The 25,775-nt window shown below is 69.7% G+C and carries 26 protein-coding genes; 14 read left to right on the plus strand and 12 right to left on the minus strand.

What is annotated here, in order from left to right:
• Positions 1-515: 515 nt before the first annotated feature.
• Positions 516-2,141: a chaperonin GroEL gene (gene groL, locus QH290_RS35960; protein WP_280262159.1), complete on the minus strand. Its 1,626-nt coding sequence runs from the start codon at positions 2,139-2,141 to the stop codon at positions 516-518.
• Positions 2,142-2,322: 181 nt separating this feature from the next.
• A complete protein-coding gene (locus tag QH290_RS35965; protein ID WP_280262161.1) occupies positions 2,323-2,616 on the minus strand; it encodes a hypothetical protein in 294 nt (97 codons plus the stop codon).
• A gap of 94 nt (positions 2,617-2,710) precedes the next feature.
• Between QH290_RS35965 and QH290_RS35970 the strand changes: the two genes are divergently transcribed.
• Complete coding sequence (locus QH290_RS35970; RefSeq protein WP_280387856.1) at positions 2,711-3,475, plus strand: trans-aconitate 2-methyltransferase; 765 nt, start codon at positions 2,711-2,713, stop codon at positions 3,473-3,475.
• Between the two features lie 10 nt (positions 3,476-3,485).
• Here QH290_RS35970 and QH290_RS35975 read toward each other — a convergent pair whose 3' ends face one another.
• From QH290_RS35975 to QH290_RS36015, 9 genes are all read right to left on the minus strand, one after another.
• Positions 3,486-4,226, minus strand: a complete 741-nt coding sequence (locus tag QH290_RS35975) for a Clp protease N-terminal domain-containing protein (RefSeq protein WP_280387858.1) — start codon at positions 4,224-4,226, stop codon at positions 3,486-3,488.
• A 67-nt stretch (positions 4,227-4,293) separates the two neighbouring features.
• Positions 4,294-5,379 (minus strand): NAD(P)/FAD-dependent oxidoreductase, encoded by a 1,086-nt coding sequence (locus QH290_RS35980; RefSeq protein ID WP_280387860.1) that lies wholly within the window; start codon positions 5,377-5,379, stop codon positions 4,294-4,296.
• A gap of 266 nt (positions 5,380-5,645) precedes the next feature.
• Complete coding sequence (locus tag QH290_RS35985) at positions 5,646-6,515, minus strand: RNA polymerase sigma-70 factor (RefSeq protein ID WP_280262224.1); 870 nt, start codon at positions 6,513-6,515, stop codon at positions 5,646-5,648.
• 112 nt (positions 6,516-6,627) lie between these two features.
• On the minus strand, positions 6,628-6,834 hold the full coding sequence (locus QH290_RS35990) for a hypothetical protein (protein WP_280262167.1): 207 nt from the start codon (positions 6,832-6,834) through the stop codon (positions 6,628-6,630).
• A gap of 99 nt (positions 6,835-6,933) precedes the next feature.
• Entirely contained in the window at positions 6,934-7,368 is a 435-nt protein-coding gene (locus QH290_RS35995; RefSeq protein ID WP_280262169.1) for a hypothetical protein, read from the minus strand.
• A 98-nt stretch (positions 7,369-7,466) separates the two neighbouring features.
• On the minus strand, positions 7,467-7,820 hold the full coding sequence (locus QH290_RS36000; RefSeq protein ID WP_280262171.1) for a UBP-type zinc finger domain-containing protein: 354 nt from the start codon (positions 7,818-7,820) through the stop codon (positions 7,467-7,469).
• Positions 7,820-9,334, minus strand: coding sequence for an ATP-binding protein (locus tag QH290_RS36005; RefSeq protein WP_280387862.1), 1,515 nt, complete (start codon positions 9,332-9,334; stop codon positions 7,820-7,822). The genes QH290_RS36000 and QH290_RS36005 overlap by 1 nt, the downstream gene beginning before the upstream one ends.
• Before the next feature lie 11 nt (positions 9,335-9,345).
• Positions 9,346-11,019 carry an NAD(P)/FAD-dependent oxidoreductase gene (locus QH290_RS36010; RefSeq protein ID WP_280387864.1) on the minus strand — a complete coding sequence of 558 codons (1,674 nt, stop codon included), beginning with the start codon at positions 11,017-11,019 and terminating at the stop codon, positions 9,346-9,348.
• A gap of 46 nt (positions 11,020-11,065) precedes the next feature.
• Positions 11,066-11,263: a hypothetical protein gene (locus QH290_RS36015; protein WP_280262177.1), complete on the minus strand. Its 198-nt coding sequence runs from the start codon at positions 11,261-11,263 to the stop codon at positions 11,066-11,068.
• A 233-nt stretch (positions 11,264-11,496) separates the two neighbouring features.
• Between QH290_RS36015 and QH290_RS36020 the strand changes: the two genes are divergently transcribed.
• Both QH290_RS36020 and QH290_RS36025 read left to right on the plus strand, forming a co-directional pair.
• A complete protein-coding gene (locus QH290_RS36020; RefSeq protein ID WP_280262179.1) occupies positions 11,497-11,946 on the plus strand; it encodes an SRPBCC family protein in 450 nt (149 codons plus the stop codon).
• Positions 11,947-11,963: 17 nt separating this feature from the next.
• Positions 11,964-12,653: an SIMPL domain-containing protein gene (locus tag QH290_RS36025; protein WP_280387866.1), complete on the plus strand. Its 690-nt coding sequence runs from the start codon at positions 11,964-11,966 to the stop codon at positions 12,651-12,653.
• 4 nt (positions 12,654-12,657) lie between these two features.
• Here the strand turns inward: QH290_RS36025 and QH290_RS36030 are convergent, their stop codons facing one another.
• Positions 12,658-13,686 (minus strand): beta-ketoacyl-ACP synthase III, encoded by a 1,029-nt coding sequence (locus QH290_RS36030; RefSeq protein WP_280387868.1) that lies wholly within the window; start codon positions 13,684-13,686, stop codon positions 12,658-12,660.
• Positions 13,687-13,944: 258 nt separating this feature from the next.
• Between QH290_RS36030 and QH290_RS36035 the strand changes: the two genes are divergently transcribed.
• The 11 genes from QH290_RS36035 (at position 13,945) to mnhG (ending at position 25,774) form a co-directional block, all read left to right on the plus strand.
• A complete protein-coding gene (locus QH290_RS36035) occupies positions 13,945-14,217 on the plus strand; it encodes a GlsB/YeaQ/YmgE family stress response membrane protein (RefSeq protein WP_280262185.1) in 273 nt (90 codons plus the stop codon).
• A 159-nt stretch (positions 14,218-14,376) separates the two neighbouring features.
• Positions 14,377-15,093, plus strand: coding sequence for a phosphatidylserine decarboxylase (locus tag QH290_RS36040; protein WP_280262187.1), 717 nt, complete (start codon positions 14,377-14,379; stop codon positions 15,091-15,093).
• Positions 15,090-15,968, plus strand: a complete 879-nt coding sequence (locus QH290_RS36045; protein ID WP_280262189.1) for a CDP-alcohol phosphatidyltransferase family protein — start codon at positions 15,090-15,092, stop codon at positions 15,966-15,968. The genes QH290_RS36040 and QH290_RS36045 overlap by 4 nt, the downstream gene beginning before the upstream one ends.
• 32 nt (positions 15,969-16,000) lie before the next feature.
• On the plus strand, positions 16,001-18,220 hold the full coding sequence (locus QH290_RS36050) for an AAA family ATPase (protein WP_280387870.1): 2,220 nt from the start codon (positions 16,001-16,003) through the stop codon (positions 18,218-18,220).
• Positions 18,221-18,302: 82 nt separating this feature from the next.
• A complete protein-coding gene (locus QH290_RS36055; RefSeq protein WP_280387872.1) occupies positions 18,303-19,640 on the plus strand; it encodes a hypothetical protein in 1,338 nt (445 codons plus the stop codon).
• 133 nt (positions 19,641-19,773) lie between these two features.
• Positions 19,774-22,632 carry a Na+/H+ antiporter subunit A gene (locus QH290_RS36060; protein WP_280387874.1) on the plus strand — a complete coding sequence of 953 codons (2,859 nt, stop codon included), beginning with the start codon at positions 19,774-19,776 and terminating at the stop codon, positions 22,630-22,632.
• Positions 22,629-23,012 carry a Na(+)/H(+) antiporter subunit C gene (locus QH290_RS36065; RefSeq protein ID WP_280262197.1) on the plus strand — a complete coding sequence of 128 codons (384 nt, stop codon included), beginning with the start codon at positions 22,629-22,631 and terminating at the stop codon, positions 23,010-23,012. Before QH290_RS36060 ends, QH290_RS36065 begins: the two co-directional genes overlap by 4 nt.
• The gene (locus QH290_RS36070; RefSeq protein ID WP_280262199.1) at positions 23,009-24,625 is read left to right on the plus strand and encodes a Na+/H+ antiporter subunit D; all 1,617 of its coding nucleotides are present in this window, start codon (positions 23,009-23,011) and stop codon (positions 24,623-24,625) included. The genes QH290_RS36065 and QH290_RS36070 overlap by 4 nt, the downstream gene beginning before the upstream one ends.
• Complete coding sequence (locus QH290_RS36075) at positions 24,622-25,173, plus strand: Na+/H+ antiporter subunit E (protein ID WP_280262200.1); 552 nt, start codon at positions 24,622-24,624, stop codon at positions 25,171-25,173. Before QH290_RS36070 ends, QH290_RS36075 begins: the two co-directional genes overlap by 4 nt.
• Positions 25,170-25,430, plus strand: a complete 261-nt coding sequence (locus QH290_RS36080; protein ID WP_280262202.1) for a monovalent cation/H+ antiporter complex subunit F — start codon at positions 25,170-25,172, stop codon at positions 25,428-25,430. The genes QH290_RS36075 and QH290_RS36080 overlap by 4 nt, the downstream gene beginning before the upstream one ends.
• A complete protein-coding gene (gene mnhG / locus QH290_RS36085) occupies positions 25,427-25,774 on the plus strand; it encodes a monovalent cation/H(+) antiporter subunit G (protein WP_280387876.1) in 348 nt (115 codons plus the stop codon). The genes QH290_RS36080 and mnhG overlap by 4 nt, the downstream gene beginning before the upstream one ends.
• The last annotated feature ends 1 nt before the right edge of the window (position 25,775 follow it).

Raw genomic sequence — 25,775 nt, forward strand, 5'->3', positions numbered from 1 at the left:
CGAAAACCTAACCTAAACGCCAGCCGGAAAATAGCTGACAAAAACGTCCTGCCCTCACACGGGGGTATGAGAACAGGCACCAAAAATAATTGGCACTGACATTCATCGACACACTATTGAGTTCTCAAAGAACACACGCACACACCATCTCCCGGACTTCCGCCCGATCGATCGGTGAGGCAACTTTTCCAGCTTAGCTCAGCCAGCCACCCCGAACCAAATCGGGGTCTCGGTCGAACCAGTGTGATCATCAGGCGCTCATCGTCCTACCTCGTGTCCCCGGCCTCTCGGCCCGGGTCGGCGTCCGTGTCGCTCTGACCTGGAATAAGTTACGTGCCAACCGCTTTCGATGTCAAATCGCCTGGTCATACGGCCAAACAGCGATAGACGAACCGGTGACGACAAGGGATACAACATGGTGCGGGGTGGCTTCATTCCCGGCAGAAATGCCGGGAGCCGGCCCACCCGAAGGTGGACCGGCTCTCGGTTCGAAAGGTGTTGCCGGGAGGCCGGACTCAGAAGTCCATGCCGCCCATGCCGCCGGTCGGGTCGCCCGCCGGGGCGGCCTGCTTCTCCGGCTTGTCGGCGACGACCGCCTCGGTGGTGAGGAACAGGGCCGCGATCGAGCCCGCGTTCTGCAGGGCCGAACGGGTCACCTTCACCGGGTCGGCGACGCCGGCCTGCAGCAGGTCCTCGTACTCGCCGCTGTCGGCGTTGAGGCCCTGGCCCGCGGGCAGGCCCGCGACCTTCTCGGCCACCACGCCGGGCTCGAGGCCCGCGTTGAAGGCGATCTGCTTCAGCGGAGCGGCCAGGGCGACCCGCACGATGTTCGCGCCGGTGGCCTCGTCGCCGGTCAGCTTCAGCTCGTCCAGGGCCGGAGCCGACTGCAGCAGGGCCACGCCACCACCGGCGACGATGCCCTCCTCGACGGCGGCCTTGGCGTTGCGCACGGCATCCTCGATGCGGTGCTTGCGCTCCTTGAGCTCCACCTCGGTGGCGGCGCCCGCCTTGATGACAGCAACGCCACCGGCCAGCTTGGCCAGGCGCTCCTGCAGCTTCTCGCGGTCGTAGTCCGAGTCCGAGTTCTCGATCTCGGTGCGGATCTGCGCCACGCGGCCCTGGATGGCCTCGGCGTCGCCCGCGCCGTCGACGATGGTGGTCTCGTCCTTGGTGACGACCACCTTGCGGGCCTGACCCAGCAGGTCGATGGTGGCGTTCTCCAGGTTGAGGCCGACCTCTTCGCTGATGACCTCGCCACCGGTGAGGATGGCGATGTCGGCCAGCTGCGCCTTGCGGCGGTCGCCGAAGCCCGGGGCCTTCACGGCGACGGACTTGAAGGTGCCGCGGATCTTGTTGACCACCAGGGTCGACAGGGCCTCGCCCTCGACGTCCTCGGCGATGATCAGCAGCGGCTTACCGGCCTGGATGACCTTCTCCAGCAGCGGCAGCAGATCCTTGACGGTCGACACCTTCGAGCCGACCAGCAGGATGTACGGATCCTCGAGGACCGCCTCCTGACGCTCCGGATCGGTCACGAAGTAACCGGAGATGTAGCCCTTGTCGAAGCGCATGCCCTCGGTGAGCTCCAGCTGGAGACCGAAGGTGTTGCTCTCCTCGACGGTGATGACGCCTTCCTTGCCGACCTTGTCCATGGCCTCGGCGATCAGCTCACCGATGGACGGGTCGCCCGCCGAGATGCCGGCGGTGGCGGCGATCTGCTCCTTGGTCTCGACCTCCTTGGCCGAGTCCAGCAGGCGGTTGGTGACGGCCTCGACGGCCTTCTCGATACCGCGCTTCAGGCCCAGCGGGTTCGCACCGGCCGCGACGTTGCGCAGGCCCTCGCGCACCAGCGCCTGGGCGAGCACGGTGGCGGTGGTGGTGCCGTCGCCGGCGACGTCGTCGGTCTTCTTGGCGACTTCCTTGACCAGCTCGGCGCCGATCTTCTCGTAGGGGTCCTCCAGCTCGATCTCCTTGGCGATGGACACACCATCGTTGGTGATCGTGGGGGCGCCCCACTTCTTCTCCAGGACGACGTTGCGGCCCTTGGGGCCCAGCGTCACCTTGACAGCGTCGGCGAGGCTGTTGAGACCCCGCTCGAGGCCGCGGCGGGCCTCTTCGTCGTACGCAATCGTCTTGGCCATTGCGAAGTGATCCTCCAGGATTGGGGGTGACACGATGCTGGCCAGGCTCGGTGCCCGCGACGGACGAGCAGGGGTGTCGTGGCTCCCGCTCTCACCGTCCCGACCTGGCACTCACGGGTCGAGAGTGCCAGGTCCCTTTCTAGCACTCAGGGATATCGAGTGCAAGGTCGCGCCCCCAGGACTACATGGTGTCGGTGACGCGCAGTGCCAGGGCGAGAAAGGCGTCGGTGCGGCGCTCCTCCGGTGAGCGCGGCTCCCCCCGCTCGACGGTGACCTGCTCGGCGTCGTGCAGCAGCAACTCCGCCTCGATGCGCATGATGGCACGGATGAACGGCGGCGCCACCTCGGGCGGGAGATCCCCGTTCACGATGTAGCTGCCGTCCTCACCGTCCTCGGTCTGGACATAGGAAAGCGCGCGCAGCAGGTCAGCGCGCAATTCCCCCGCTATTAGGTCGGAATCCACGTCATCCGCCATAGCCACATCGTATCTTGACGCCCCTTGTGCAACCCGCATCCGGGTCATACAGTACGTACGTACGGTTTGGTAGTTGTGAGTTCTGGAGCCGCCGATGTGGGATCCCCAGCAGTACCTGGCCTTCGATGATCACCGCTCACGACCCTTTTTCGAGCTGCTCGAGCGGATCGGCGCCGAGCGGCCGCGGCGAGTGGTCGATCTGGGCTGCGGCCCGGGACATCTGACCGCCGCGCTGTCGCAACGCTGGCCGGATGCCGTCGTCGAGGCGTCCGACTCCGCGCCGGAGATGGTCGCGGCGGCGCGGGCTCGCGGGGTGCACGCGACGCTGCTCGATGTCCGCGAGTGGGAGCCGGAGCCGGATACCGACGTCGTGGTGTGCAATGCGGTGCTGCAGTGGGTGCCCGGCCACCCGGCGCTGCTGACCGACTGGGCGGCGAAACTCCCGCCGGGTGCGTGGCTGGGAGTCCAGGTGCCGGGCAACTTCGACGCGCCCTCACACCGGTCGATCCGAGAGGTCGCCGGTGCGGAGCACTGGCGGGAACGGCTGGCGCCGACCGGCGTGCTCGAGACCCGCAATGTCCTGGACCCGACCGGCTATGCCACGGTGCTCGCCGAGGCGGGCTGGGCCGTGGACGCCTGGGAGACGACGTACCTGCAGCGCCTGACCGGCGACGACCCGGTACTGAAATGGGTATCGGGCACCGCGCTGCGCCCGGTCCGCGAGGCCCTCGACGACGCCGACTGGGACCGATTCGTCGCCGAACTCGCCCCGCGATTGCGCACGGCCTATCCCCGACAGCCCGACGGCACGACGTGGCTGCCGTTCCGCCGGGTGTTCGCGGTCGCCCACAAGCCCTGACCCACCGTGGTCAGGGCGTCGGGGGTGTAGGGGGTTGCTGGGTGGCGTTCACGATTTGGGCGAGGACGGCCACGATGTCGTTCTCGAGTTCCTCCTTGTTCAGGCCGAGGCCGGACAGGATGCCGGTGCCGTCCTCCTGTTCCAGCAGGGCGAGCAGGATGTGCTCGGTGCCGATGTAGTTGTGGCCCAGGCGCAGTGCCTCGCGGAAGGTCAGCTCGAGCGCCTTGCGGGCGGTCCCGCTGTAAGGGATGAGTTCGGGGACCTCGGCCGCCGCGGGCGGTAGTGCCGCGGTCGCGACCCGGCGCACCGCGTCCAGGGAGACGCCCTTGGCCACGATCGCCCGGCACGCCAGGCTCTCCGAGTCCGCGAGCAGGCCGAGCACGAGATGTTCCGGCTGGATCTCCGCGTTGCCCGCGCGACGCGCCTGCTCCTGGGACTCGACCGCGACCTGGCGGGCGCGCAGGGTGAATCGCGCGAATCCGGCGTTCGGATCCATCCCGGGGTCGGCGGGGCCCTTCGGCACGAATCGCTTCTGCGCGGCCTGTTTGGAGACGCCCATGCTGGAGCCGATATCGGTCCACGAGGCGCCGGAGCGGCGGGCCTGGTCGACGAAGTGGCCGATCAGATGATCGGCCCCCTCGCCCAGGTGCCCGGCCACGACCACCGCGTCGGTGAGCTGCTCCAGGACGTCGTCGGGTCGCGCCTTCTTTATGCCCTCGATCAGATCGTCGAGTCGTACTTTGTCTGCCATGCGTCAACGATAGGTTGACGCGTGGCGGATCGTCAACCTTTAGTTGACGACACGATTCCTGTCGCGCTCAGGGCCGTACGGACCATCCCGCACCGCGCACCACGGCCTCCTTGAACCACGCCGCCGGGCGGCCCGTGAGGACCCGACCTGTCGGGGTGTCGTCGGGGCGGACGAACTGGATCACCGCGTCACGGCGACCCAGGCTGATGCATTGGACCTGGTAGCGGAACCGCAGCGCCGGAGGTTGCGCATCCTGCAGCCGGGCCAGTACCGCGATGGCGGCGTGGGCGCCGGACGGCAGTGCGGTCGCGCACGCCATCCGCAGTTCGCGGCCGTCCGGCCCGGCGATCGCCGCGCAGTCACCGGCCGCATATACGGCGGGGTCGGAGGTGCGCAGCGCCTCGTCGACGAGCAGGCGGCCGCGGGCATCGACCGCGAGTCCGGCGCGGGCGGCGAGATCGGGCACCTCGAAACCCGTTGTCCACAGCACGGTTTCGGCCGGGACCTCGCTGCCGTCGGCCAACCGCAGCCCGCCCGGCAACACCTCGACCACCTTCGCGTCCGAGCGCACCTCGACTCCGAGCCGATCCAGCACCGCGCGAATGTGGCGGCGCGCCCTGTCCGACAGCCAGGCACCCGGCTCCGCCGCGCTCAGCAGCGACACCGTGAGATCCGGTCGCGCCGCGGCGAGTTCGGTGGCCGTCTCGATTCCGGTCGAGCCGCCGCCGACGACGGTGACCCGCCCGTGCAGCGTTCCCACCCGCGCGACGTCCTCCGGTGTGGCCACCGTGTGGGCATGGAGCCGAACGCCCGCAACGCTTTCCACGTCGGCCGCGCTACCCAGGGCGTAGACCAGGGTGTCGTAGCCGACGAGGGCGCCGTCGGCCAGGGCTATCCGTTTCGCCGCCGGGTCCAGTTCGACGGCGCGCCCCTGCACGAATTCGATTCCCTTGCGCGCCAGTAGTTCTCGTAGGCCCCAGCGTGGAATGCGCTGTCCGGCGGCGAGCTGATGCAGGCGCACCCGCTCGACCAGCTCCGAGCGGGCGTCCACGACGGTGATCCGGGCGCCGTGTGCCCGGCGGGCCAGTCGCCGCGCCGCCGACAGCCCCGCGTACCCGGCGCCCAGCACCACGATTCGATGCGATCCGGTCATGAGTGACTCCTTTCCGTAGGCCGACACTCACCAGACCGGACAGGGCCCCGCCCCCTGACAGGGGAGGAACGTATGGTGCGTCACACCGGCACGCCCACCACGCCTTCCCGGCATGCTTTCGGCCGGGAACTCGGTGGATTCCGGCCAAAAGCGTGCCGGAAATGAGGGAATGTCCGGGCAGCCGGAGATCAGGAGAACCTCCGGACCGCCGGAGACCAGGAGAACCTCCGGACCGCCGGAGATGGCGGTGTGGGGCTGGGCGGCGGTTATTCGATGTGGGTCAGTTTGTCGGGGTTGAGGATCAGGCGGACGGTGGAGATGTTGGTGTCGGTCAGGTCGGCTGTGCCGACGACCAGTACGGTGCCGTCGACGCGGGCTACCGCGGCGGGGGCGCCGTTGATCTCCTCGACGGTGAGGTCCAGGCCGGGGATCTCGCGGGCGAACAGGCCCGACAGGTAGCGAGCCACCTTGGCGGCGCCGACGATCGGGCGGCGGGCCGCGGTGATCTTGCCGCCGCCGTCGGCCACGGCCACGATGTCGGCGGTGAACATCTGCTCCAGCGCGGCGACGTCTCCCGTGCGGGCGGCGGCCAGGAAACGGTCGAACAGTTCGCGGGCGTGTGCGGGCGTCGTCTCGAAGCGAGCGTGCTCGGCTCGGACGCGGCGGCGGGCCCGGCTGTAGAGCTGCTGCGAGTTCGCCTCGGTCAGCTCCAGCATGTCGGCGATCTCCCGGTGCGCGTAGTCGAACGCCTCGCGCAGCACGAAGACCGCGCGCTCGACCGGCGACAACCGCTCCAGCACCGTCAGCAGCGCCATCGACACCAGCTCCCGCTGCTCGGCCGACTCCAGCGGACCGAGTTCTCCCCGGCCCGTCGGCACCGGCTCGGGCAGCCAGGGGCCGATGTAGGTCTCGCGGCGCGAGCGGGCCGAATCCAGCCAGGTGCGGCACAGATTCACCACGACGGTGGTCAACCACGCCTCGGCGGAACGGATCTCGGCGCGGTCGGTGCCCTCCCAGCGCAGATACGCCTCCTGCACGGCGTCCTCGGCCTCGCCGGCGGCGCCGAGCATGCGGTAGGCCAGGGCGAACAGCCGCGGCCTGTGCCGCTCGAACTCGGCCAGTCCCGCCTCGTCCACTCGCTCACCCGCCTTCACCGTGCGCCACCGACCGGCGACGATACCCGCCACCGCCCACGCTGCGGGGTGCTGCCTGCGGTGTGCCAGCCGCCGGGCGTGCGGGAGCGTGTCGCTACCGCCCGGCATCGGTACCACCGTCCCCCTTGGGCCACTTGATGTCCGGGATCTGGATGCGGGGCCCGGTGCTCGTGGGTGGCGCGGTCGTCGGGGTGTTCTTGCGCAGGCCCGCGCCCTCGTCGGCACCGTCCGCCGGTCCGCAGGCGGTCAGCGACAGGGCGAGCGCACCGGTCGCCAGCACGGCAATCGTCAACTTCTGCACGGGGCCTCCCGCCGATCCGGCGCCGCACCCGTCGCGGCGCATGGAAAGACCATGCGCCGCAGCACTTATCGGCGACCAAAGGACCGGTTAAGGCACCCGCTACTGCTCCGCGAGGCCGATGGCGACCGCGACCGGTTTCTCCGCCTGACTCTCGGCCAGGCACACCAGTTTCGCGGTGCCCAGCGCGACATTCGGGCTGCCCTCGAACTTCGAGCCCGGATTCTCCGCGAGCAGCTTCTCCATCAGCGACTTCTCGCCGTCGGTGTCGAGGTTCTTGAATTCACCGCAGGTCGTCTGGGAGGCCGGGCCCGATGCGGTATTGCCCGACCGCTGCTCGGTGGTCGGGGCGGGCTCGGACGACTCGGGCGCGACGCCGGTTACGGGAGGGGCCGCACTCGGGGACGACGCGGTGACGGACGGCGCATTTCTGCGCAATCCGCTGGCGTCGTCGGCGGAGTCGTCGCCTCCGCCGCATGCGGACAATCCCAGTGCCAGCGCGCCCAGCACGACGGCGGTCGCCGAAAGTCGTTTCATAGACGTCTAATCCCGGTGGTCGCATGCGCCGGGCCTGTCCGGCGCGCGTCGCAGCGTACCGGGCGGGGACGCGGATGAAAACCCGCGGGTCGACCAGCTCAGTGGATCCGGCTCTGCCAGTCGCTCGGGACGCGATCGCGCGGCCCCGGCACCCCCTGGCCCGGCGGATGATTGTGCGGCGGTGCGAGTTCCGGGCCCTCGCCGAACATCTCCTCGGTGCGGAAGTCCCAGAACCATTCCTCACCGGGCTCGTAACTCTGCACGTAGGGGTGGCCGGTCGCGGCGAAATGCTTGGTGGCGTGCTGCGACGGGGAGGAATCGCAACAGCCGACGTGACCGCACTGGGCGCAGCGCCGCAGGTGCACCCACCAACCGCGGGCTTGCTCGCATTCCACACAGCCGGGGCCGCTGGGCGCCGCCGCCGGATCGATTCCCTCGATCGCCTGAGACATCACTGACCTCCAGGATTCGCTTGCGCTGCTTGACCTTCCGTCGCGTCGCCCTCGTCCTGCTGTCGATGCAGCGGCAGCCGGACGATGAACCGGGTATCGCCGGGCACCGACTCCACCCGGATGTCGCCGCCGTGCTTGTTCACCACGATCCGGAACGAGATGTCCAGTCCCAGACCGGTTCCCTCACCCACCGGCTTGGTGGTGAAGAACGGTTCGAAGATCCGGTGCCGGAGTTCGTCGGGAACACCGGAACCGGTATCGCAGATTTCCACTGCGGCACAGTCGTTTTCGTGATACGTGCGCACGGTGAGCGTGCCCCGGCCCGCCATCGCCGCGACCGCGTTGTCGATCAGGTTCGTCCACACCTGATTCAATTCCGCTGCGTAACAGGGCACTTGCGGCAGCGCGCGGTCGTAGTCCTTGACGATCCGGACACCGTCGCCGATCTTTCGGGCCAGCATCACCAGGGTGCTGTCGAGCAGCTCGTGGATGTCGACCACCTGGAACGGCGCCCGGTCCATCTGCGAATACTGCTTGGCCGCATGCACCAGCGAGGAGATGCGGGTGGTCGAGTCGGTGATCTCGTTCATCAGCAGCTCGGTCTCGACCGTGTAGTTCAGCCAGCGGATCGCGCCCTCGAAGACGCTGCTGTCGTGCCCCTCCAGGGTGGCCGCGACCTTCTCCAGCCAGTCGATGTCGAATCCGGCCTGTACGAAGTTCGGCGCCAGGTCCCAGCCGTTGGCGATGCCGTGCTCGGTGAGCCAGTCGCCGAGCTCGTCCTCGCGGTCGGCGGCCTCCAGCGTGGTCAGCGTCGGGGCCTTGGCGACCTGGGTGGCGGCCTCCTCCTGCAGCTGCACCAGCGCCTCCAGCGACGACGAGTCGAACTTGCCGTGCGCCATCATCTTCAGCTTGTGCCGCATCCCGGCGACCCGCTCCCGCAGCGACGACGTGGCGCGCACGGCCGCCGCGGCGGGATTGTTCAGCTCGTGGGTCAGGCCCGCCGACAGCGAGCCCAGCGCCAGCAGCCGCTCGCGCTGGCCGATGATCTCGTTGGCGTTGCGGTTGCCGAAGAACACGCCCTCGAGCAGGTGCAGGGCCATCGGGAACCAGTCCTGCATCATGCGCGCGAAGGTGCCCGCATCGAGGACGAAGAACTTCGACGGCTTGGTCACCGAGAACGATCCGGTGTAGTTCTGCTCGGCCTTGTCGCCCATGTAGGCGGTCCAGGCACCGGCGTAGGAGCCGCGGTGATCGGTGCGGACCAGCTCGATCTCCTCACCGGCGGACATCTTGGTCAGCACGACCTCGCCGTCCATCAGGACGTAGAAGCAGGTCGCCGGGTCGCCCTCGCGATAGACCGGCCCCGGCTCGAAGTGCTCCACGCGCCCGTCCCGGCACAGCCAGGCCAGCTGGTCGTCGTCGAGCTTCTCGAACAGGAACAGCGTGCGCAGTTCCTCCGGGTCACAGACCAGTTCCGTGCCCTGCACGTACTCGGCCGCGGCGTCGTCAGCCATGGCGCACACTCCTATTGCTTGGCGATGTATCGGTGGACGAGCATGACCGCCATCGCGCCCTCGCCCACGGCGGACGCGACCCGTTTGGCCGATTCCGACCGCACGTCACCGGCCACGAACACACCGGGCACGCTGGTCTCCAGATGATGCGGCGGCCGCGGCAGCTCCCAGCCGGGCGGCCGGGCGCCGTCGACGAGGAGGTCCGGTCCGGCCAGCACATATCCGGCCTCGTCCCGGACGACCAGGCCGTCGAGCCAGTCGGTCTCGGGGGCGGCGCCGATGAACAGGAACAACCGCTCGGCCTCCACCTTTTCTTCCGCGCCGGTGGAATTGTTGCGCAGCACGATCCGCTCCAGGTGGTCGTCGCCGTCGGCGGCCACCACCTCGGTGCAGGTGTGCACCTTGATGTTCGGGATCTGCTCGATCTGCCGGACCAGATAGTGCGACATGCCCCGCTCCAGCGAATCCGACCGCACCAGGATGTGCACGGTGCTCGCGTTGCGGGACAGGAACACCGCCGCCTGCCCGGCCGAATTCGCCCCGCCCACGATGTAGATCTCGCGGTCGGCGCAGTCGGCGGCCTCGGTCATCGCCGAGCCGTAGTACACCCCGCGCCCGGTGAAATCGTCCACGCCCGGCGCCGGGTGATGGCGGTAGTTGACGCCGGTGGCGATCAGCACCGTATGCGCCGCGACCGAGCTGCCGTCGTCGAAACGCACCACCCGGGCCGAGCCGCACGCCTCCAGCCCCACCACCTCACGCGCAGTGATCAGCTCGGCGCCGAACTTGACGGCCTGGCGCCGCGCCCGATCCGCCAGCTGCGCGCCCGACAGGCCGTCCGGGAAGCCGAGGTAGTTCTCGATGCGCGAGCTCTGCCCGGCCTGGCCGCCGGTGGCGGTGCGTTCCACCAGCACGGTCCGCAGGCCCTCCGACGCGCCGTAGACCGCCGCGCCCAAACCGGCCGGGCCGCCGCCGATCACGATCAGATCGTAGAAGTCGCCGGTCGGGTCGGTGCTGAGCCCGACGCTGCCAGCCAGCTGGGAGTCCGAGGGGGTGATCAGCGCCTGACCCGCGGCGTCGATGATCACCGGGCATTGATCCTGGGTGGCGCCCGCCGCCTCCAGCAGCCGCGAGCCCTCCGGTTCGTCGGCCAGGTACCAGCGATAGGGCAGCTGATTGCGGGCCAGGAATTCGCGCACCTGCGAGCAGCGGGCCGACCAGCGATGCCCGATCACCTTCGTCTCGTGCACGGGCCGGTGCTCGTCGCCGCGCCACGCCTCCAGCAGGGCGTCGACCACCGGGTACAGCTTCTCCTCCGGCGGATCCCACGGCTTGAGCAGATAGTGATCGAGATCGACGACATTGATCGCCTCGATGGCGGCATTGGTGTCGGCATAGGCGGTCAGCAACACCCGGCGCGCATACGGGTGCAGGTCCATCGCCTGCTCGAGGAATTCGATGCCGTCCATGCCCGGCATCCGATAATCGGCGATCAGCACGGCGACCGGCTGGCCGCGCAGTTTCATCTCGCGAAGCGCGTCGAGCGCCGAGGCACCCGATTCCGCGCGCAGAATCCGATAATCCGCGCCGTAGCGACGCCTCAGATCGCGGACCACCGCCCGGGAGACGCCCGGGTCGTCGTCGACACTGAGGATTGCCGGTTTGGCGACAGCTGGTGAAGTCACCTCAAAAGTATGGGCGTCGACGCAAGTGGGTTCCGCCGGTGCGTGCTCACAACCGGTGATGCTGGACCAGGTCCAGCTCCTTCTGGGTCAGCAACCGCTCGAGCCGTTCCTCGCGCTCGACGGCCTTCCGGTCGGATCTCTTACCACCGTGCCCCGGTGGGGCGGCGACGTCGTCGGACTCTGAAACCGGAAGTAGCGGAACGGAATCCGGCTGCCTGCGATGGAGGAGAAAGCGCAGTTTCACGGCCGATCACCTCACGTTGGACGAAAACTCGGGCTCGGGTCGGTTGCTTCGTTGCCTGCCGCTTCATCTATCTGCCATTGTGCGTCGGCTATTACAGGTACCGATACCGATCACATCAGAATGTGATCTAGTTGATTTTCAATCGATTGTGGCCCGCGTCACCCGGACCGGGCCGATACGCCGGTGTCCCAGTAGGATTCCGTTACCGATAGTCACACCTCGGAGGGGCAACGTTGCCGAACACCCTGGAAGCCACCGTCGACATCGCCGCCCCGCGCGAGCGGGTCTGGGCGGTCGTCTCCGATCTGAAGCGGATGCCGGAGTTCAGCCCGAACACCGTCCGGATGCTGCCGCTGGGCACGCCGCGCGCGGGGACCTGGACCGTCAACCTCAATCGCGACGGGGGCAAGTACTACCCGACCACCTCGCGGATCGTCCGCTTCGAACCCAATCGGGCCTTCGCCTTCCGGATGAACGAGAACGGCACGGTCTGGAGCTACACCCTGGAATCGACCGAGTCGGGCACCCGGCTGACCGAGCGGCGCGACGTCCCCAACGGGGTCCGCAAGCCGGTGCGCATGATGATCGACCGGTTCCTCGGCGGTGAGCAGCAGTTCGAGGCCAATCTGGTGCGCGGCATGAACGAAACGCTCGGCAAGATCAAGGCGGCCGCCGAGCGATAGGCGTAGGTTCGGCTGGCATGCGACCGATCACAGGAGCCGCCGTCGCGCTGGCCGGTGCGGCGGCGCTGCTGTCCGGGTGCGGCGGCGGCGATCCGGAGACCAGCCGTGATGTCACGGTGGTGGGGACGGGCCAGGTGCGCGGCGCGCCGGACACCCTGAATTCCGATCTCGGGGTGGAGGCGACCGCACCCGACGTGTCCACCGCCATCGAGACCGCCAACCGGGAGGCCAAGGCGGTGATCGACGCGATGGTGGGCGCCGGGGTCACCCGCGAGGACATCCGGACCACCGACGTCTCCGTGCAGCCGCAGTACGGGCCCGAGCGCGCGGTGACCGGCTATCGCGCCGCGAACACCGTGCACGTGACGGTCCGCGACCTGACCAAGGCCTCCGCGGTGCTCGACGCCGCGGCCAAGGCGGGCGGCAACGACACCCGGATTCGCGGGGTCTCCTTCGCGCTCGACGACAATTCCAAGCTGCTGGCCGACGCCCGCGCCCGCGCCTTCGCCGATGCGAAGTCCCGGGCCGAGCAGTACGCGGTGCTGTCGGGCCTGAAGCTGAAGGATGTCAAGACCGTCAACGAGACCCGCAGCGGCGGCGGCGAACCCCCGGCGCCGCGCACTCAGTTCGCGACGCCGGAGGTGCCGCTCGAACCCGGCATGCAGACGGTGACCTTCGACGTCACGGTCACCTGGAGCATGGGCTGAGGATTCACTGCCAGTTGGGAAGTTTCACTACCTGGGCGGCGTAGGACAGGCCCGCGCCGAAGGCGACGAGCAGGGCGTCGGCGCCGGGCTTGGTGTCGCCGTTACGTAGTAATGCCTCCATGGCCAGCGGGATCGAGGCGGCCGAGGTGTTGCCCGTCTCCTCGATGTCGTTGGCCAGCGCGCAGTCGGCGGGCAGGTCCAGCGCCTTCGCCATGATCTCGATGATCCGGCCGTTGGCCTGGTGCGGGACCATGGCGTCGATATCGTCGGGGACGAGCCCGGCGCGCTCGATCGCGTCGAGGCACACCTTCTTCAACGAGTGTGCGGCCCAGCGGAAGACCGCGGTGCCCTCCATCGCCAGATAGGGGCGCACGGCGTCGGTGCCCTTCTCGTCGATCTCGCCGAAGAACTCCATCCAGTCCTTGTCCTGGCGGATGGCGTGATGCTGGGTGCCGTCGGAGCCCCAGACGGTGGGTCCGATGCCCGGCTCGTCGGACGGGCCGATGACCACCGCGCCCGCGCCGTCGGCGAACAGGAACGCCGTGCCGCGGTCGGTCGGGTTGATCGTGTCGGTGAGCCGCTCCACGCCGATCACCAGGACGTGACCCGCGGTGCCGCCCTTGACCAGGTCCGAGGCCAGGGCGATGGCGTGACAGAACCCGGCGCAGCCGGAGGAGATGTCGAAGGCCGCCGGATTGTTCATGCCCAGTTCGGTGGCGATCTGCGGGGCCGCGGCCGGGGTGAGCAGCAGCCAGGTGGAGGTAGCCACGATGACGCAGTCGATCTTGTCGGGGCTCACCTCCGCGGCGGCCATGGCGTCGCGCGCGGCGGCGGCGCTCATGCCGATGATCGTTTCGGAATCCGAGGCGAACCGCCGGGTCTTGATGCCCGAGCGGGTGCGAATCCATTCGTCGGTGGAGTTGATCGGTGCAGCAACCTCGTCGTTGGTGACGACTCGAGCCGGGCGGTACACGCCGAGCCCGAGCATCGCGGTGTGCTCCACCCCTGTGACCTGGGCGAGTCGAGCAGCCATCGTGCTTCTCCTAGGTACCTGCCGGCAGGCGTGTCCCGGGCCTGCGGCCCCACCCGCGCATCGAACGTTCCTTCATCGGGCCCTCATCGGACGACTCCCTGACGAGTCCGTAGACATGAGGCCCCCTCATATTAGCCGGAACACTAACGGGAGGCGTGGGTATTGTCACAATCGATCGGGTACTGCCAGTTCGAACGTAGTTCGCACGCCGGTTGCTCCGACCGGCGCCACTGTTCCCACGAGTGATTCGAGGACATCATGCTCGGTCTCGGAATTATCGGCTGGATCATCATCGGCGGCCTCGCCGGATGGATCGCCAGCAAGATCATGAAAACGGATGAGCAGCAGGGCATCCTGCTCAACATCGTCGTCGGCGTGGTGGGCGGCCTGCTGGGCGGCTTCCTGATGAAGCTGCTGGGCGTCGACGTGGAAGGCGGCGGGCTCATCTTCAGCTTCCTCACCTGCCTCGGCGGTGCGGTGATCCTGCTCTGGCTGGTCCGCCTCGTGACCGGCCGCCGCAAAGTCGGCTGAACCGGCCGGGTGATGCTGCCGCAGTGACGAACTCGTCGCTGCGGCAGTTCTCGCCGCGGCCCGGCCCGCCCGCTCCGGCGGAGGATCGTCGCAGCACACACCGTGACCACCGGCGTCCCGTATGGTGTGAGCGACAATCCGCGCACGAAAGAGGAGCCTGTGGCCCGCCGTCCCACCCCGCCCGGCACGCCCGAACGCACCGGTCTCGGCCATGTCGCCGACCTGGTCCGCGACGCGATCCCGCCGCTGCATCCCGCCGGCCTGCCGTTCGTGGCTACGCCGCTGGCGATCGCGTTACTGGGTAGGAAGCGGAAGTGGTTGCGCCGCAGCGGGTTCGCCTCCGCGGCGGCCGCGGCGGCGTTCTTCCGGCATCCGCACCGGGTGCCGCCGAACCGGCCGAATATCGTGGTCGCGCCCGCCGACGGCCAGGTCGCGCTGGTCGATACCGCGGTGCCGCCCGCCGAGCTGAATCTGGGCGAGGCCGAGCTGCCGCGGGTGAGCATCTTCCTGTCGGTGCTCGACGTGCACGTGCAGCGCACCCCGGTCTCCGGCAGCGTGCGCGAGATCGTGTACCGGCGCGGGCAGTTCCGCTCCGCCGACCTGTCCGAGGCCAGCGCGGTCAACGAGCGCAACAGCGTCGTACTGGAGACCGCCTCGGGCGCGCTGGTGACGGTCGTGCAGATCGCGGGCCTGCTGGCGCGCCGGATCGTCTGCGATGCCAAGGTCGGCGACAAGCTGACCATCGGCGACACCTACGGGCTGATCAGGTTCGGCTCCCGGGTGGACACCTACTTCCCGGCCGGAACCGAGCCGCTCGTCGTCCCCGGGCAGCGCACCATCGGCGGGGAGACGGTGCTCGCCGAACTGCTGTCATGATCGAAGACACCGTGACCGAGCAGGGGCGGCGGCGGCGCACGATCCGGCTGCTGCCCAGCATCGTGACCATCCTGGCGCTGTGCGCGGGGCTGTCGGCGGTGAAGTTCGCGCTGGAGGGCTCGCTCAGCACCGCGATCGCGATGATCGGCGCGGCGGCCGTCCTCGACACCCTGGACGGCCGGCTCGCCCGCATGCTCTCGGCCACCACCAAGATCGGGGCCGAACTCGATTCCCTCGCCGACGCAATCTCTTTCGGCGTCGCGCCCGCGCTGGTGATCTACGTGACGTTCCTGCGCCAGGACAGCGCGGGCTGGATCATCGCGCTCATCTACGCGGTCAGCATCGTGCTGCGGCTGGCCCGGTTCAACACCCTGATGGACGACGACACCCGTCCGGATTGGGCGCGGGAGTACTTCGTCGGGGTCCCGGCGCCGGCCGCCGCGCTGATCGCCATGCTGCCGATCGCCGTGCACGAGGAGTTCGGCGACGGGTGGTGGAACAACTTCCCGGTGGTGGCGGTGTGGACCGTGGTGGCGGCCCTGCTGGCCGTCAGTACGGTCCCGACGCTGGCGATGAAGTCGGTCTCGGTGGCGCCGCAGGCCGCGGCGCTGCTGCTGGTGCTGACCGCGCTCGCGGCCGCCGCCCTGGTCACCTATCCGCTGATCCTGCTGATGGTCCTGGTCGGCCTGTACCTGATCCACATCCCCTTCGCCTGGCGCTCACAGCGCTGGGTCGCCGCCCGCCCCGAAACCTGGCACCACAAGCCCGCCGAGCGCCGCGCCCAGCGCCGGGCCCAGCGCCGCCGCCCGGCCCTGCGAGTCCCGGTCTCCTCGGCCCGCTTACGCCTCCGCCGCCCGGGCGGCCGCGAACGCTAGCCGATTCCGGCGGCGCCAATACCATGGCTAGGGTGCCGGATCTTTCGCTTACCGCTCGCTTGAACCGCTCGGCCGCCGATGCGCGTCGGGGGGTGGTGCGGGTGCATCCGGAAGCGTTGGCGGCATTGGGGTTGCGGGAGTGGGACGGGATCGCGCTGATCGGGTCGCGCCGGACGGCGGCGGTGGCGGGTATCGCACCGGCGGGGACGCCGGCCGGGGTGATCCTGCTCGATGATGTGACGCTGTCGAATGCGGGGGTGCGGGAGGATTCGACCGTGGTGGTCGCGCCGGTCACGGTGTTCGGCGCACGGCAGCTCTCGGTGACCGGATCGGTGCAGGCCACCCGCACCATTCCCGAGGCGACGCTGCGGCAGGCGCTGCTCGGCAAGGTGGTGACCGTCGGCGACGCGGTCTCGCTGCTGCCCCGCGACCTCGGCCCGGGGACCAGCACCACCGCCGCCACGCAGGCGCTGGCTCGCGCCTTCGGCATCGCGTGGACCTCGGAGCTGCTCACGGTCACCGCGACCGATCCCGTGCGCGGGCCGGTGAGCGTGCAGCCCAACAGCGCCGTGGTGTGGGGCGCGGGGGTGGCGAGCCACGTGGACGCCTCGCACGATCCCGGTGCCGGTGTCGACACCCAGACCGGCGCTCCCGGAACCCGGATGCGGGTGCGGGAACGGCCGTCCGCGGTCGATGTGGCCGATCTGGCCGGGGTGCGCGCGCAGGCGGCGAAGCTGTCGGAGTGGCTGAGCCTCGCCCTGGACGAACCCGAGCTGCTGAAAACCCTCGGCGCTCCACCGCATCTCGGCGCGCTGATCACCGGTCCGGCCGGTGCCGGTAAGGCGACGCTGGCGCGCGCGGTGGCCACGCCGCGCCGCATCGTGGAGCTGGACGGTCCGACGGTGGGCGCCACCGAGAGCGGCACCCGGCTGCGCGAGGTCGGGCTCGCGGTGTCCGAAATCTGCTCCGGCCCGGGCGGAGTGCTGCTGATCACCGATATCGATGCGCTGCTGCCCGCCGCGCCGGAGCCGGTCGCCACGCTCATCCTCGACCAGTTGCGCGCGGCGGTGGCGACCCCCGGAGTCGCGTTCCTGGCCACCACCTCTCATCCGGCCGGGGTCGACAGTCGTTTGCGCGCACCGGATCTGTGCGATCGCGAGGTCGCCCTGACCCTGCCCACGGCCGCCATCCGCAAGGAACTGCTCGAGCAGCTGCTGCGCAAGGTGCCGACTGACGATCTCCGGCTCGAGGAGATCGCCTCCCGCACACCGGGATTCGTGGTGTCCGACCTGGCGGCGCTGTGCCGGGAGGCGGCGCTGCGGGCGGCATCGCGCGCCAGCCGCGACCACACCGACCCGGTGCTGATCCAGTCCGACCTGCTCGGCGCGCTCGGGGTGATCCGGCCGCTGTCGCGTTCGGGCACCGAGGAATTGGCGATCGGCAGCCTCAGCCTGGACGACGTCGGCGATATGGCCGAGACCAAACAGGCCCTGACCGAGGCCGTGCTGTGGCCGCTGCGGCATCCGGATTCGTTCGCGCGGCTGGGTATCGATCCACCCCGCGGCGTGCTGCTGTACGGACCACCCGGATGCGGGAAGACGTTCCTGGTGCGGGCGCTGGCTGGTAGCGGCCAGCTGAGCGTGCACACGGTCAAGGGCGCCGAACTCATGGACAAGTGGGTCGGCTCCTCCGAGCGCGCGGTACGCGAATTGTTCCAGCGCGCACGCGATTCCGCGCCGTCGCTGATATTTCTCGACGAGGTGGACGCGCTGGCGCCGCGGCGCGGCCAGAGCAGCGACTCCGGCGTCGGCGACCGCGTGGTCGCGGCGCTGCTCACCGAGCTGGACGGGGTGGAGCCGCTGCGCGATGTCGTGGTGATCGGCGCGACCAACCGGCCCGAGCTGATCGATCCGGCGCTGACCCGCCCCGGGCGGCTCGAGCGCCTGGTGTTCGTCCCGCCCCCGGATGCCGCCGCCCGCGCCGAGATCCTGCGCACGGCGAGCCGACCGGTCCCGCTGGCGGCCGGGGTGGACCTGTCCGCGCTGGCCGCCGATCTGGACGGCTACTCCGCCGCAGACTGCTCGGCCCTGCTCCGCGAGGCCGCGCTGGCGGCCATGCGCCGCGACGTCGATACGGCCGATGTCACCGCGGCCGACGTCGCCGCCGCCCGCAAGGCCGTGCGCCCGTCGCTGGATCCCCTGCAGGTGGAATCCCTGCGGACCTACGCGGACCAGCGCGCGGGATACCTCTAGCGAGGGTCGGCGAAGTCGCGGCAACCACGCCAATGCGGCACGTCTGCGAGGTTGTGGCGTAAATCATGGGTATTTTCAGCTGGTGCGGACCAGCGTCGCGGTGTTCGAGATGGTGACGGCATTTCTCGCAACCTTGATTGCGGGAATGTCGCTGATGCTCCCGATCGACTTCGCGTGGACCACGGAGTCGACCGCGCTGCAGCTGGATCTGCTCGCCCATAGTCTGCCGCGGGCCATCGCCGCGGGGGCCGTCATCGCGCTGATCATCGCGGTCTTCGCGACCACCGTCAATCACGGCCTGGCCGCCTGGGGGTCGGCACTCTGCGGCATCACGCTGCTGCTGGTGACGCATCTGGTCGGGCGGCAGAGCGGGCCGGGCTCGTCGCTGGCGACGCTGAACTTCCTCGATTCGATCGCCGGTGGAATCCTGCTCGGCGGCATCGCCGCGGCGGTGCTGCGCGGGCGGCTGCAGGTGTTCGGCTGGACGCTCGGCGCGCTCGGCAGCATCGTGGTGGGTGCCGCGCTGCCGGTGCCGCACGGCCACGACCTCGGCGATCCGACCCGCTTCGGGCGCTGGCCGGCGGTCGAATCGCCGCCGCCGTGGCTGATCGCGGCGACGCTCGCGCTGGTCGCGGTGGGCACCGTGGCCAACCGCCGCCGCACCCAGGTGGAGCGCCGCTCGATCGAGCTGCCGATGGCGCCGATCCTGGCCGGGCTGGTGTACGTGCTGGTGACCCTGTTCGGCACCGAATGGCTCACCCGCCGGGCCGAGGATTCCATCGATATCGCCCTGAGCGTGGGTGCGACCGTGGTCGCCGGGCTGATCGCCGCGATGCTGCTGCCCCGCCGCGACGGCACCCTGGTTCTGCTGGCCGTCGCGCTGGCCGCGGTGGGCAGCGCGATCATGCCGTCGTTTCTGCCGGGCTGGTCGGCGGCGCCGCTGCTGGCCCTGCTGGCGGTGGGGATCGTGCTGGGCTTCCGGCGCCCGGGCCCGGTGTTCGCGCTGCTGGTGCTCGCCGCGCTGGCGCTGTACTGCGTCCTCACGCTCGATATCGACAGCCACGACCGCGCACGCAATATCGTGGCGGGCATCGTGCTCGCCCTCGGGGCCGGATACTGCTTCGGCAGCGCCGCGCCGCGCTACAACCCGACCCGGGTACTGGGCATCGCGATCGTCTTCATGCCCTCGGTGGTGCTGGCGCTGCGCGATCATGTCAGCCGCGGCGATTTCACCACCGTGACGGTCGAGGCCGGGCGCTGGTACGTCTGTCAGCTGCCCAGCGCGACGTCGCCGGTGCCGTACTGGACGGCGCTCGCCATCACGATCGGCTGCCTGGTCGGGCTGGTCGCGCTGCGGCGGCTGCGGGCGCCCGCGGTGGCACCGGTGACCCCGCCCGCCGGGACCGCCGCCGAACAGTGATTTCCCGGTAGCAGACATATAGCCGGGCTCGGCGAACATGCTCGACGCCATACCCTCGCGTCACGCGAAACCCTCAGTGCGGAAAGTAGTATCGACCCCGCACCACCCCGCCGCCGACTCGACGGAGTGAAGTTTGCTCGCTATCTTGCTCGCCCATGCCGCCGCCGCGCTGCTGGCGCCGCCGTGTGTGCGAGCGCTGGGCCGCCGCGGGTTCTACCTGCTGGCGCTGGTACCGCTGGCGAGCCTGGTCTGGGTGGCGGCGAACTGGAACACCGGTCGCGAGTTGCACGTCGAGTGGGCGCCCGGCATCCACATGGACCTCGACCTGCGGTTCGATTCGCTCGCCTCGATCATGTCGGCGCTGGTGCTCGGCATCGGGGCGCTGATTCTCGCCTACTGCGCCAGCTACTTCGACGACGACGATCGGCAGCGGCTGGGGATCTTCGCGGGCTATCTGGTCGCCTTCGCCGGGACCATGTTCGGGCTGGTCACCAGCGACAACATGATGCTGCTGTTCACCTTCTGGGAAGCCACCACCGTGCTGTCGTTCCTGCTGGTGGGCCATCACGCCGAACAGACCGCCGGGCGGCGCGCGGCGCTGCAGGCGCTGCTGGTCACGGCCGCGGGCGGGCTGGCCATGCTGGTGGGCATCATTCTGCTGGGCCAGCGCTGCGGCACCTACCTGCTGTCGGAGGTGCTGGTCCGGGCCGATCCGGACGACTGGTCGACCGGTGTCGCCGTGGTGCTGATCCTGATCGGCGCGCTGAGCAAATCGGCGATCGTGCCGCTGCACTTCTGGCTGCCGGGCGCGATGACCGCGCCCACCCCGGTCAGCGCCTACCTGCACGCGGCCGCGATGGTGAAGGCCGGTGTCTACCTGGTGGCCCGGCTGGCTCCGGCGTTCGCGACGGCCCCGCCCTGGCATCCGATCATCCTCACCCTCGGCGTCCTGTCGATGGTGCTGGCGGGCCTGCGGGCCCTGCAGGTGACCGATCTGAAGCTGGTGCTGGCCTTCGGCACGGTGAGCCAGCTCGGCTTCCTCATCACGCTGGTCGGCATCGGCACGCCGGATGCGGCGCTGGCGGGGGTGGCCATGATCGTGGCGCACGCCCTGTTCAAGGCGTGCCTGTTCATGGTGGTGGGCGTCATCGATCACTGCGCGGGCACCCGGGACCTGCGGCGGCTGTCGGGGCTCGGCCGCCGGGCACCGGTGCTGTGCGCGACCGCGATCCTGGCCGGGGCGAGCATGGCCGGAATTCCGCCGCTGCTCGGCTTCGTCGGGAAGGAAAGCGCGCTGGGCGCCGTCCTGAACGCGGGCGATCTGACGGCCCCGGCCAAGGTCGCGCTGGGCATCGGCGTGGTGGTCGGCTCCATGCTCACGGTCGGCTACAGCCTCCGATTCGTCTGGGGCGCATTCGGTTCCAAGTCGGTGGCGGTGGGAGCGCCGGAGCCGCAACTGCGGTGGCATCGGCCCGGCGCGCTGTTCCTGGCGCCGCCGGTGCTGCTGGCGGCGGCGAGCCTGGCCGCCGGGCTGGCCGCGCCGTGGATGGACCGCCTGCTCCGTCCCTATGCCGCAACGCTTCCCGGCGGCTCGCCCACGCATCTGGCGCTGTGGCACGGATTCGGCCATCCGCTCACGCTGACGATGGTGATCATCGCCTGCGGCCTGGTGCTGTTCGAGATCCGCGACCGGATCGGCGAATCCGCGAGCCCACGGCTGGGCAACGCCGACCGTGTCTACGACAGGACCCTGCGCGCGATGGATCAGCTGTCGCTGCGCATGACGGGCGCCATCCAGCGCGGTTCGCTGCCGCTGAACCAGGCCCTCATCCTGATCACGCTGATCGTGCTGCCCACCGCCATGCTCGCCGTCGACGCCCGCACCAGAGTCGGCCTGCGACTGTGGGATTCGCCGCTGCAGCTGATCATCGGGCTGATCATGATCGCCATGGCGGTGGGCGCCACCGTGATGCGCAACCGCCTGGCGAGCGTGCTGCTCGTGGGCGTGACCGGCTACGGCTGCGGCGTCATCTTCGCCCTGCACGGCGCCCCCGACCTGGCGCTCACCCAATTCCTGGTCGAGACGCTGACCCTGGTGATCTTCGTGCTGGTGCTGCGCCGGTTCCCGGCCGAGATCGAGCCCGACCGCGCCACCGCGTTCAAGGTGCGCCGCGCCGTGCTGGCCGCGCTGGTGGGCGCGACGGTCTCGGTGCTGGCGGGATTCGCGCTGGCCGCCCGCGACACCGACCCGATCTGGCACCTGATCCCCGGGGCCGCCTACCAGGGCGGCGGCGGGAAGAACGCGGTGAACGTGCTGCTGGTCGATATCCGGGCGTGGGACACGCTGGGTGAGATCTCGGTGCTCGTGGTCGCCGCGACCGGGGTCGCGTCGCTGATGTTCCGCAGCCGCCGCTTCGGGACGCTGCCGCGCGTGGCCGACGCGCCGGGCTACACCCCCGACCCGAACCGCTCCTACTGGTTGCCCGCGGCCCCGCTGATCGCCAAGCGCGACCGGTCGATGGTGCTGGCGATGACGACGCGACTGGTGTTCCCGACGATCATGGTGCTGTCGGTGTACTTCTTCTTCGCCGGGCACAACGCCCCCGGCGGCGGCTTCGCCGGGGGGCTCACCGCCGGATTGGCCCTGGTGCTGCGGTATCTCGCGGGCGGGCGCTACGAGCTGGCCGAGGCGCTGCCGGTCGACGCCGGTCACCTGCTCGGCGCCGGGCTGGCGCTGTCGGCGGGCACCGCGGCCGGTTCGCTGCTGTTCGGCGCGCCGCCGCTGTCCTCGGCGATCTTCGAGGTGACGCTGCCGCTGGTCGGCGACGTCAAGTTCGTCACCGCCCTGCTGTTCGACCTCGGCGTGTATCTGATCGTGGTGGGCCTGGTGCTGGATGTGCTGCGCAGCCTGGGCGCGCGGCTGGACACCGAGGGGCTGACGCCGACCACCGGCCCGCTGCTCGTCGTCGAGTCGGAACGGAGGACCCGATGACCGCGAACATCACCCTGCTCGTCCTCGCCGGCGTGCTGATCGCGTGCGGGGTCTACCTCGTGCTCGAGCGCGCGGTGTCGAAGATGCTGCTGGGCTTGATCCTGTTCGGCAACGCGGTGAACCTGCTGATCATCACCGTCGGCGGCCCGGACGGGCGGGCGCCCATCCTCGGCGAAACCGATCGCACACAGCGGGATACGGCCGATCCGCTGGCGCAGGCGATGGTGCTGACCTCGATCGTCATCACCATGGGCGTGGCGGCGTTCGTGCTGGCGCTGGCCTACCGGTCCTACGCGCTGACCACCACCGAGCGGGTCGAGGACGACCCCGAGGACGTCAAGGTCGCCTCGCGGCGCGAGGGCGAGGACCCCGAGCAATGACCCTGTCCCCCGATCTGATGCCCAGCCTGACCGCGCTGCCGGTGCTGTTACCGCTGCTGACCGCGGCGGTCACGCTGATAGTCGGGCGCAAACCCCGTGTGCAGCAGATCGTCTCGATCGCCGCCCTGGCGGCGATGGTGCTGGTCGCCGCCCTGCTGCTGTTCCTGGCGGACCGGGACGGGATGGCGGCACTGCAGGTGGGCGGCTGGGATACGCCGATCGGCATCACGCTCGTGGTGGACCGGCTGTCGGCGGCCATGCTGCTGGTGTCGTCGATCGTGCTGCTGGCGGTGCTGGTGTTCGCGGTCGGGCAGGGTATCAGCGACGGCACCGAACGGCAGCCCACCTCGATCTTCCAGCCGACGTATCTCATTCTGAGCGCGGGCGTTTCGATCGCGTTCCTGGCCGGTGACCTGTTCAACCTGTTCGTCGGGTTCGAGGTGCTGCTGGCCGCGTCGTTCGTGCTGTTGACCCTCGGCGCCAGCGCGGACCGGGTGCGGGCCGGGGTGTCGTACGTGATGGTGTCGATGGTCTCGTCGCTGATCTTCCTGACCGGCATCGCGCTGGCCTACGCGGCCACGGGCACGCTGAACATGGCGCAGATGGCGGTGCGAATCGGCGAGGTGCCCACCGGGATTCGCAGCGCCATCTACGCGGTGCTGCTGGTGGCGTTCGGGATCAAGGCGGCGGTGTTCCCGCTGTCGAACTGGCTGCCCGACTCGTATCCCACCGCGCCCGCGCCGGTGACCGCCGTCTTCGCGGGCCTGCTGACGAAAGTCGGTGTGTACGCGATCATCCGGATGCACACGCTGCTGTTCCCCTCCAGCCGCTTCGACAATGTGCTGCTGGTCTGCGGCCTGCTCACCATGCTGATCGGCATCCTGGGCGCCATCGCGCAGAGCGATATCAAGCGACTGCTGTCGTTCACTCTGGTCAGCCACATCGGCTATCTGATGTTCGGGGTCGGGCTGAACACCGCCGCGGGCCTGACCGGGACGGTTTTCTATGTGGCGCACCACATTCTGGTGCAGACCACCCTGTTCCTGGTGGTCGGGCTGATCGAGCGGCAGGCCGGGTCGGCGTCGCTGAGCCGCCTGGGCGGGCTGCTCGCCGCGAGCCCGGCGCTGGCGCTGCTGTTCGGGATCCCGGCGCTGAATCTCGGTGGTATTCCGCCGCTCTCGGGTTTCATCGGCAAGGCGGCGCTGCTGCAGGCCGGTGTGGCCGACGGCAGCGTGCTCGCCTGGGTGCTGGTGGCCGGGGCCGTGGTGACCAGCCTGCTGACGCTGTATGCGATGGCGCGGGTGTGGAGTAAGGCGTTCTGGCGGCCGCGGGTGCAGGCGCCGGAGGGGAATCTGGCCGATGCGGCGCCCTCCGCGCTCATCGACGAGTCCACCGATGTGCTGTTCGACGATCGCGTGGATCCGGGGCGCATGCCGCGGCTGATGCTGGTGCCGACCGTCGCGCTGCTCGCGGTGGGGCTGGCGCTGACCGCGTTCGCGGGGCCGATCCTGGGCATCGCCGGTCGCGCCGCCGACGACCTCACCGATCGCGCGGTCTATCTGGAAGCCGTGCTGGGACCGGCGGATTCGTGGCAGGCGGGAGGCGACCGATGACCCGCGAAACCATGGTCCGGATCGGCGTGCTGCTGTGGCTGGCCGTCGTCTACATGGCGCTGTGGGGCGATCTGAGCGTCGGGAACGCGCTGGCCGGGCTCGCGATCGGGGCGCTGATCATGGTGGCGCTGCCGCTGCCGCGGATTCCCATCTCCGGCCGCTTGCATCCCCTGTCGCTGCTCGAATTGATCGCGGTCGGTTCGTATTACGCCATCGAGTCCAGTCTGCAGATCGCCTGGTTCGCGATCCGCCCGCGCGGGGCGCCGGTGTCGGGGGTGCTGCGGGTCCGGATGTCCATCCGCTCGGACCTGGTATTCGTGCTGTGCACGGATGTGCTGAATCTGATTCCCGGCACCATGGTGCTGGAGCTGGACCGCACCACGCATACGGTCTGGGTGCACGTGCTCGACGTGGGCAGCGACGCCGCGGTCGAGAAGTTCTACCACACCACCCGCCGGCTGGAGCGGCTGCTGATCCGCACCTTCGAACGGCCGGAGGAGTGGCACGAGACATCCAGTCCGGCAACCTTTTCCGAGGAGGAGCGATGACGGTCGTCGCGATCGCCGCCGCGGTGCTGCTGATCGGCGCGGCCCTGCTGACCAGCTACCGGGTGCTGGCGGGGCCGAGCACCCTGGACCGGGTGGTCGGCATAGACTCGCTGGTCGGCATCGCCGCCGCGGGCCTGGCGGTGTGGGCGGCCTACAGCAACGACGCCACCGTGCTGCCCGCCATCGTGGCGCTCGCGCTGGTGGGCTTCCTCGGCTCGGCCGCGGTGTCCCGGTTCCGGGTGCGGGACGACCGATGACGGCCTGGCTCGATACCGCGCTGCGCTGGGTGTCCTATGTCCTGATCGTGTTCGGGGCGGGGCTGGCGTTCACCGCCGCGATCGCGATCCTGCGCTTCCCGGACACGCTGTCGCGCATGCACGCCGCCACCAAGCCCCAGGTGGTCGGCCTGGTGCTGATCCTGATCGGCGCCACGATCCAGCTGCGCGGCCACGGCAACGTGTGGATGCTGGTGCTGGTGGGCCTGTTCACCCTGCTCACCGCCCCCGCCATCGCCCACCTCATCGGCCGCACCGCCTATCGCGAGCAGCGCGATCGCGACGGTCTGCTGCTGATCAACGAACTCGGCGACGACGTGGACTGAC

Source organism: Nocardia wallacei (assembly GCF_029869545.1).
Classification (GTDB): Bacteria; Actinomycetota; Actinomycetes; order Mycobacteriales; family Mycobacteriaceae; genus Nocardia; species Nocardia wallacei_A.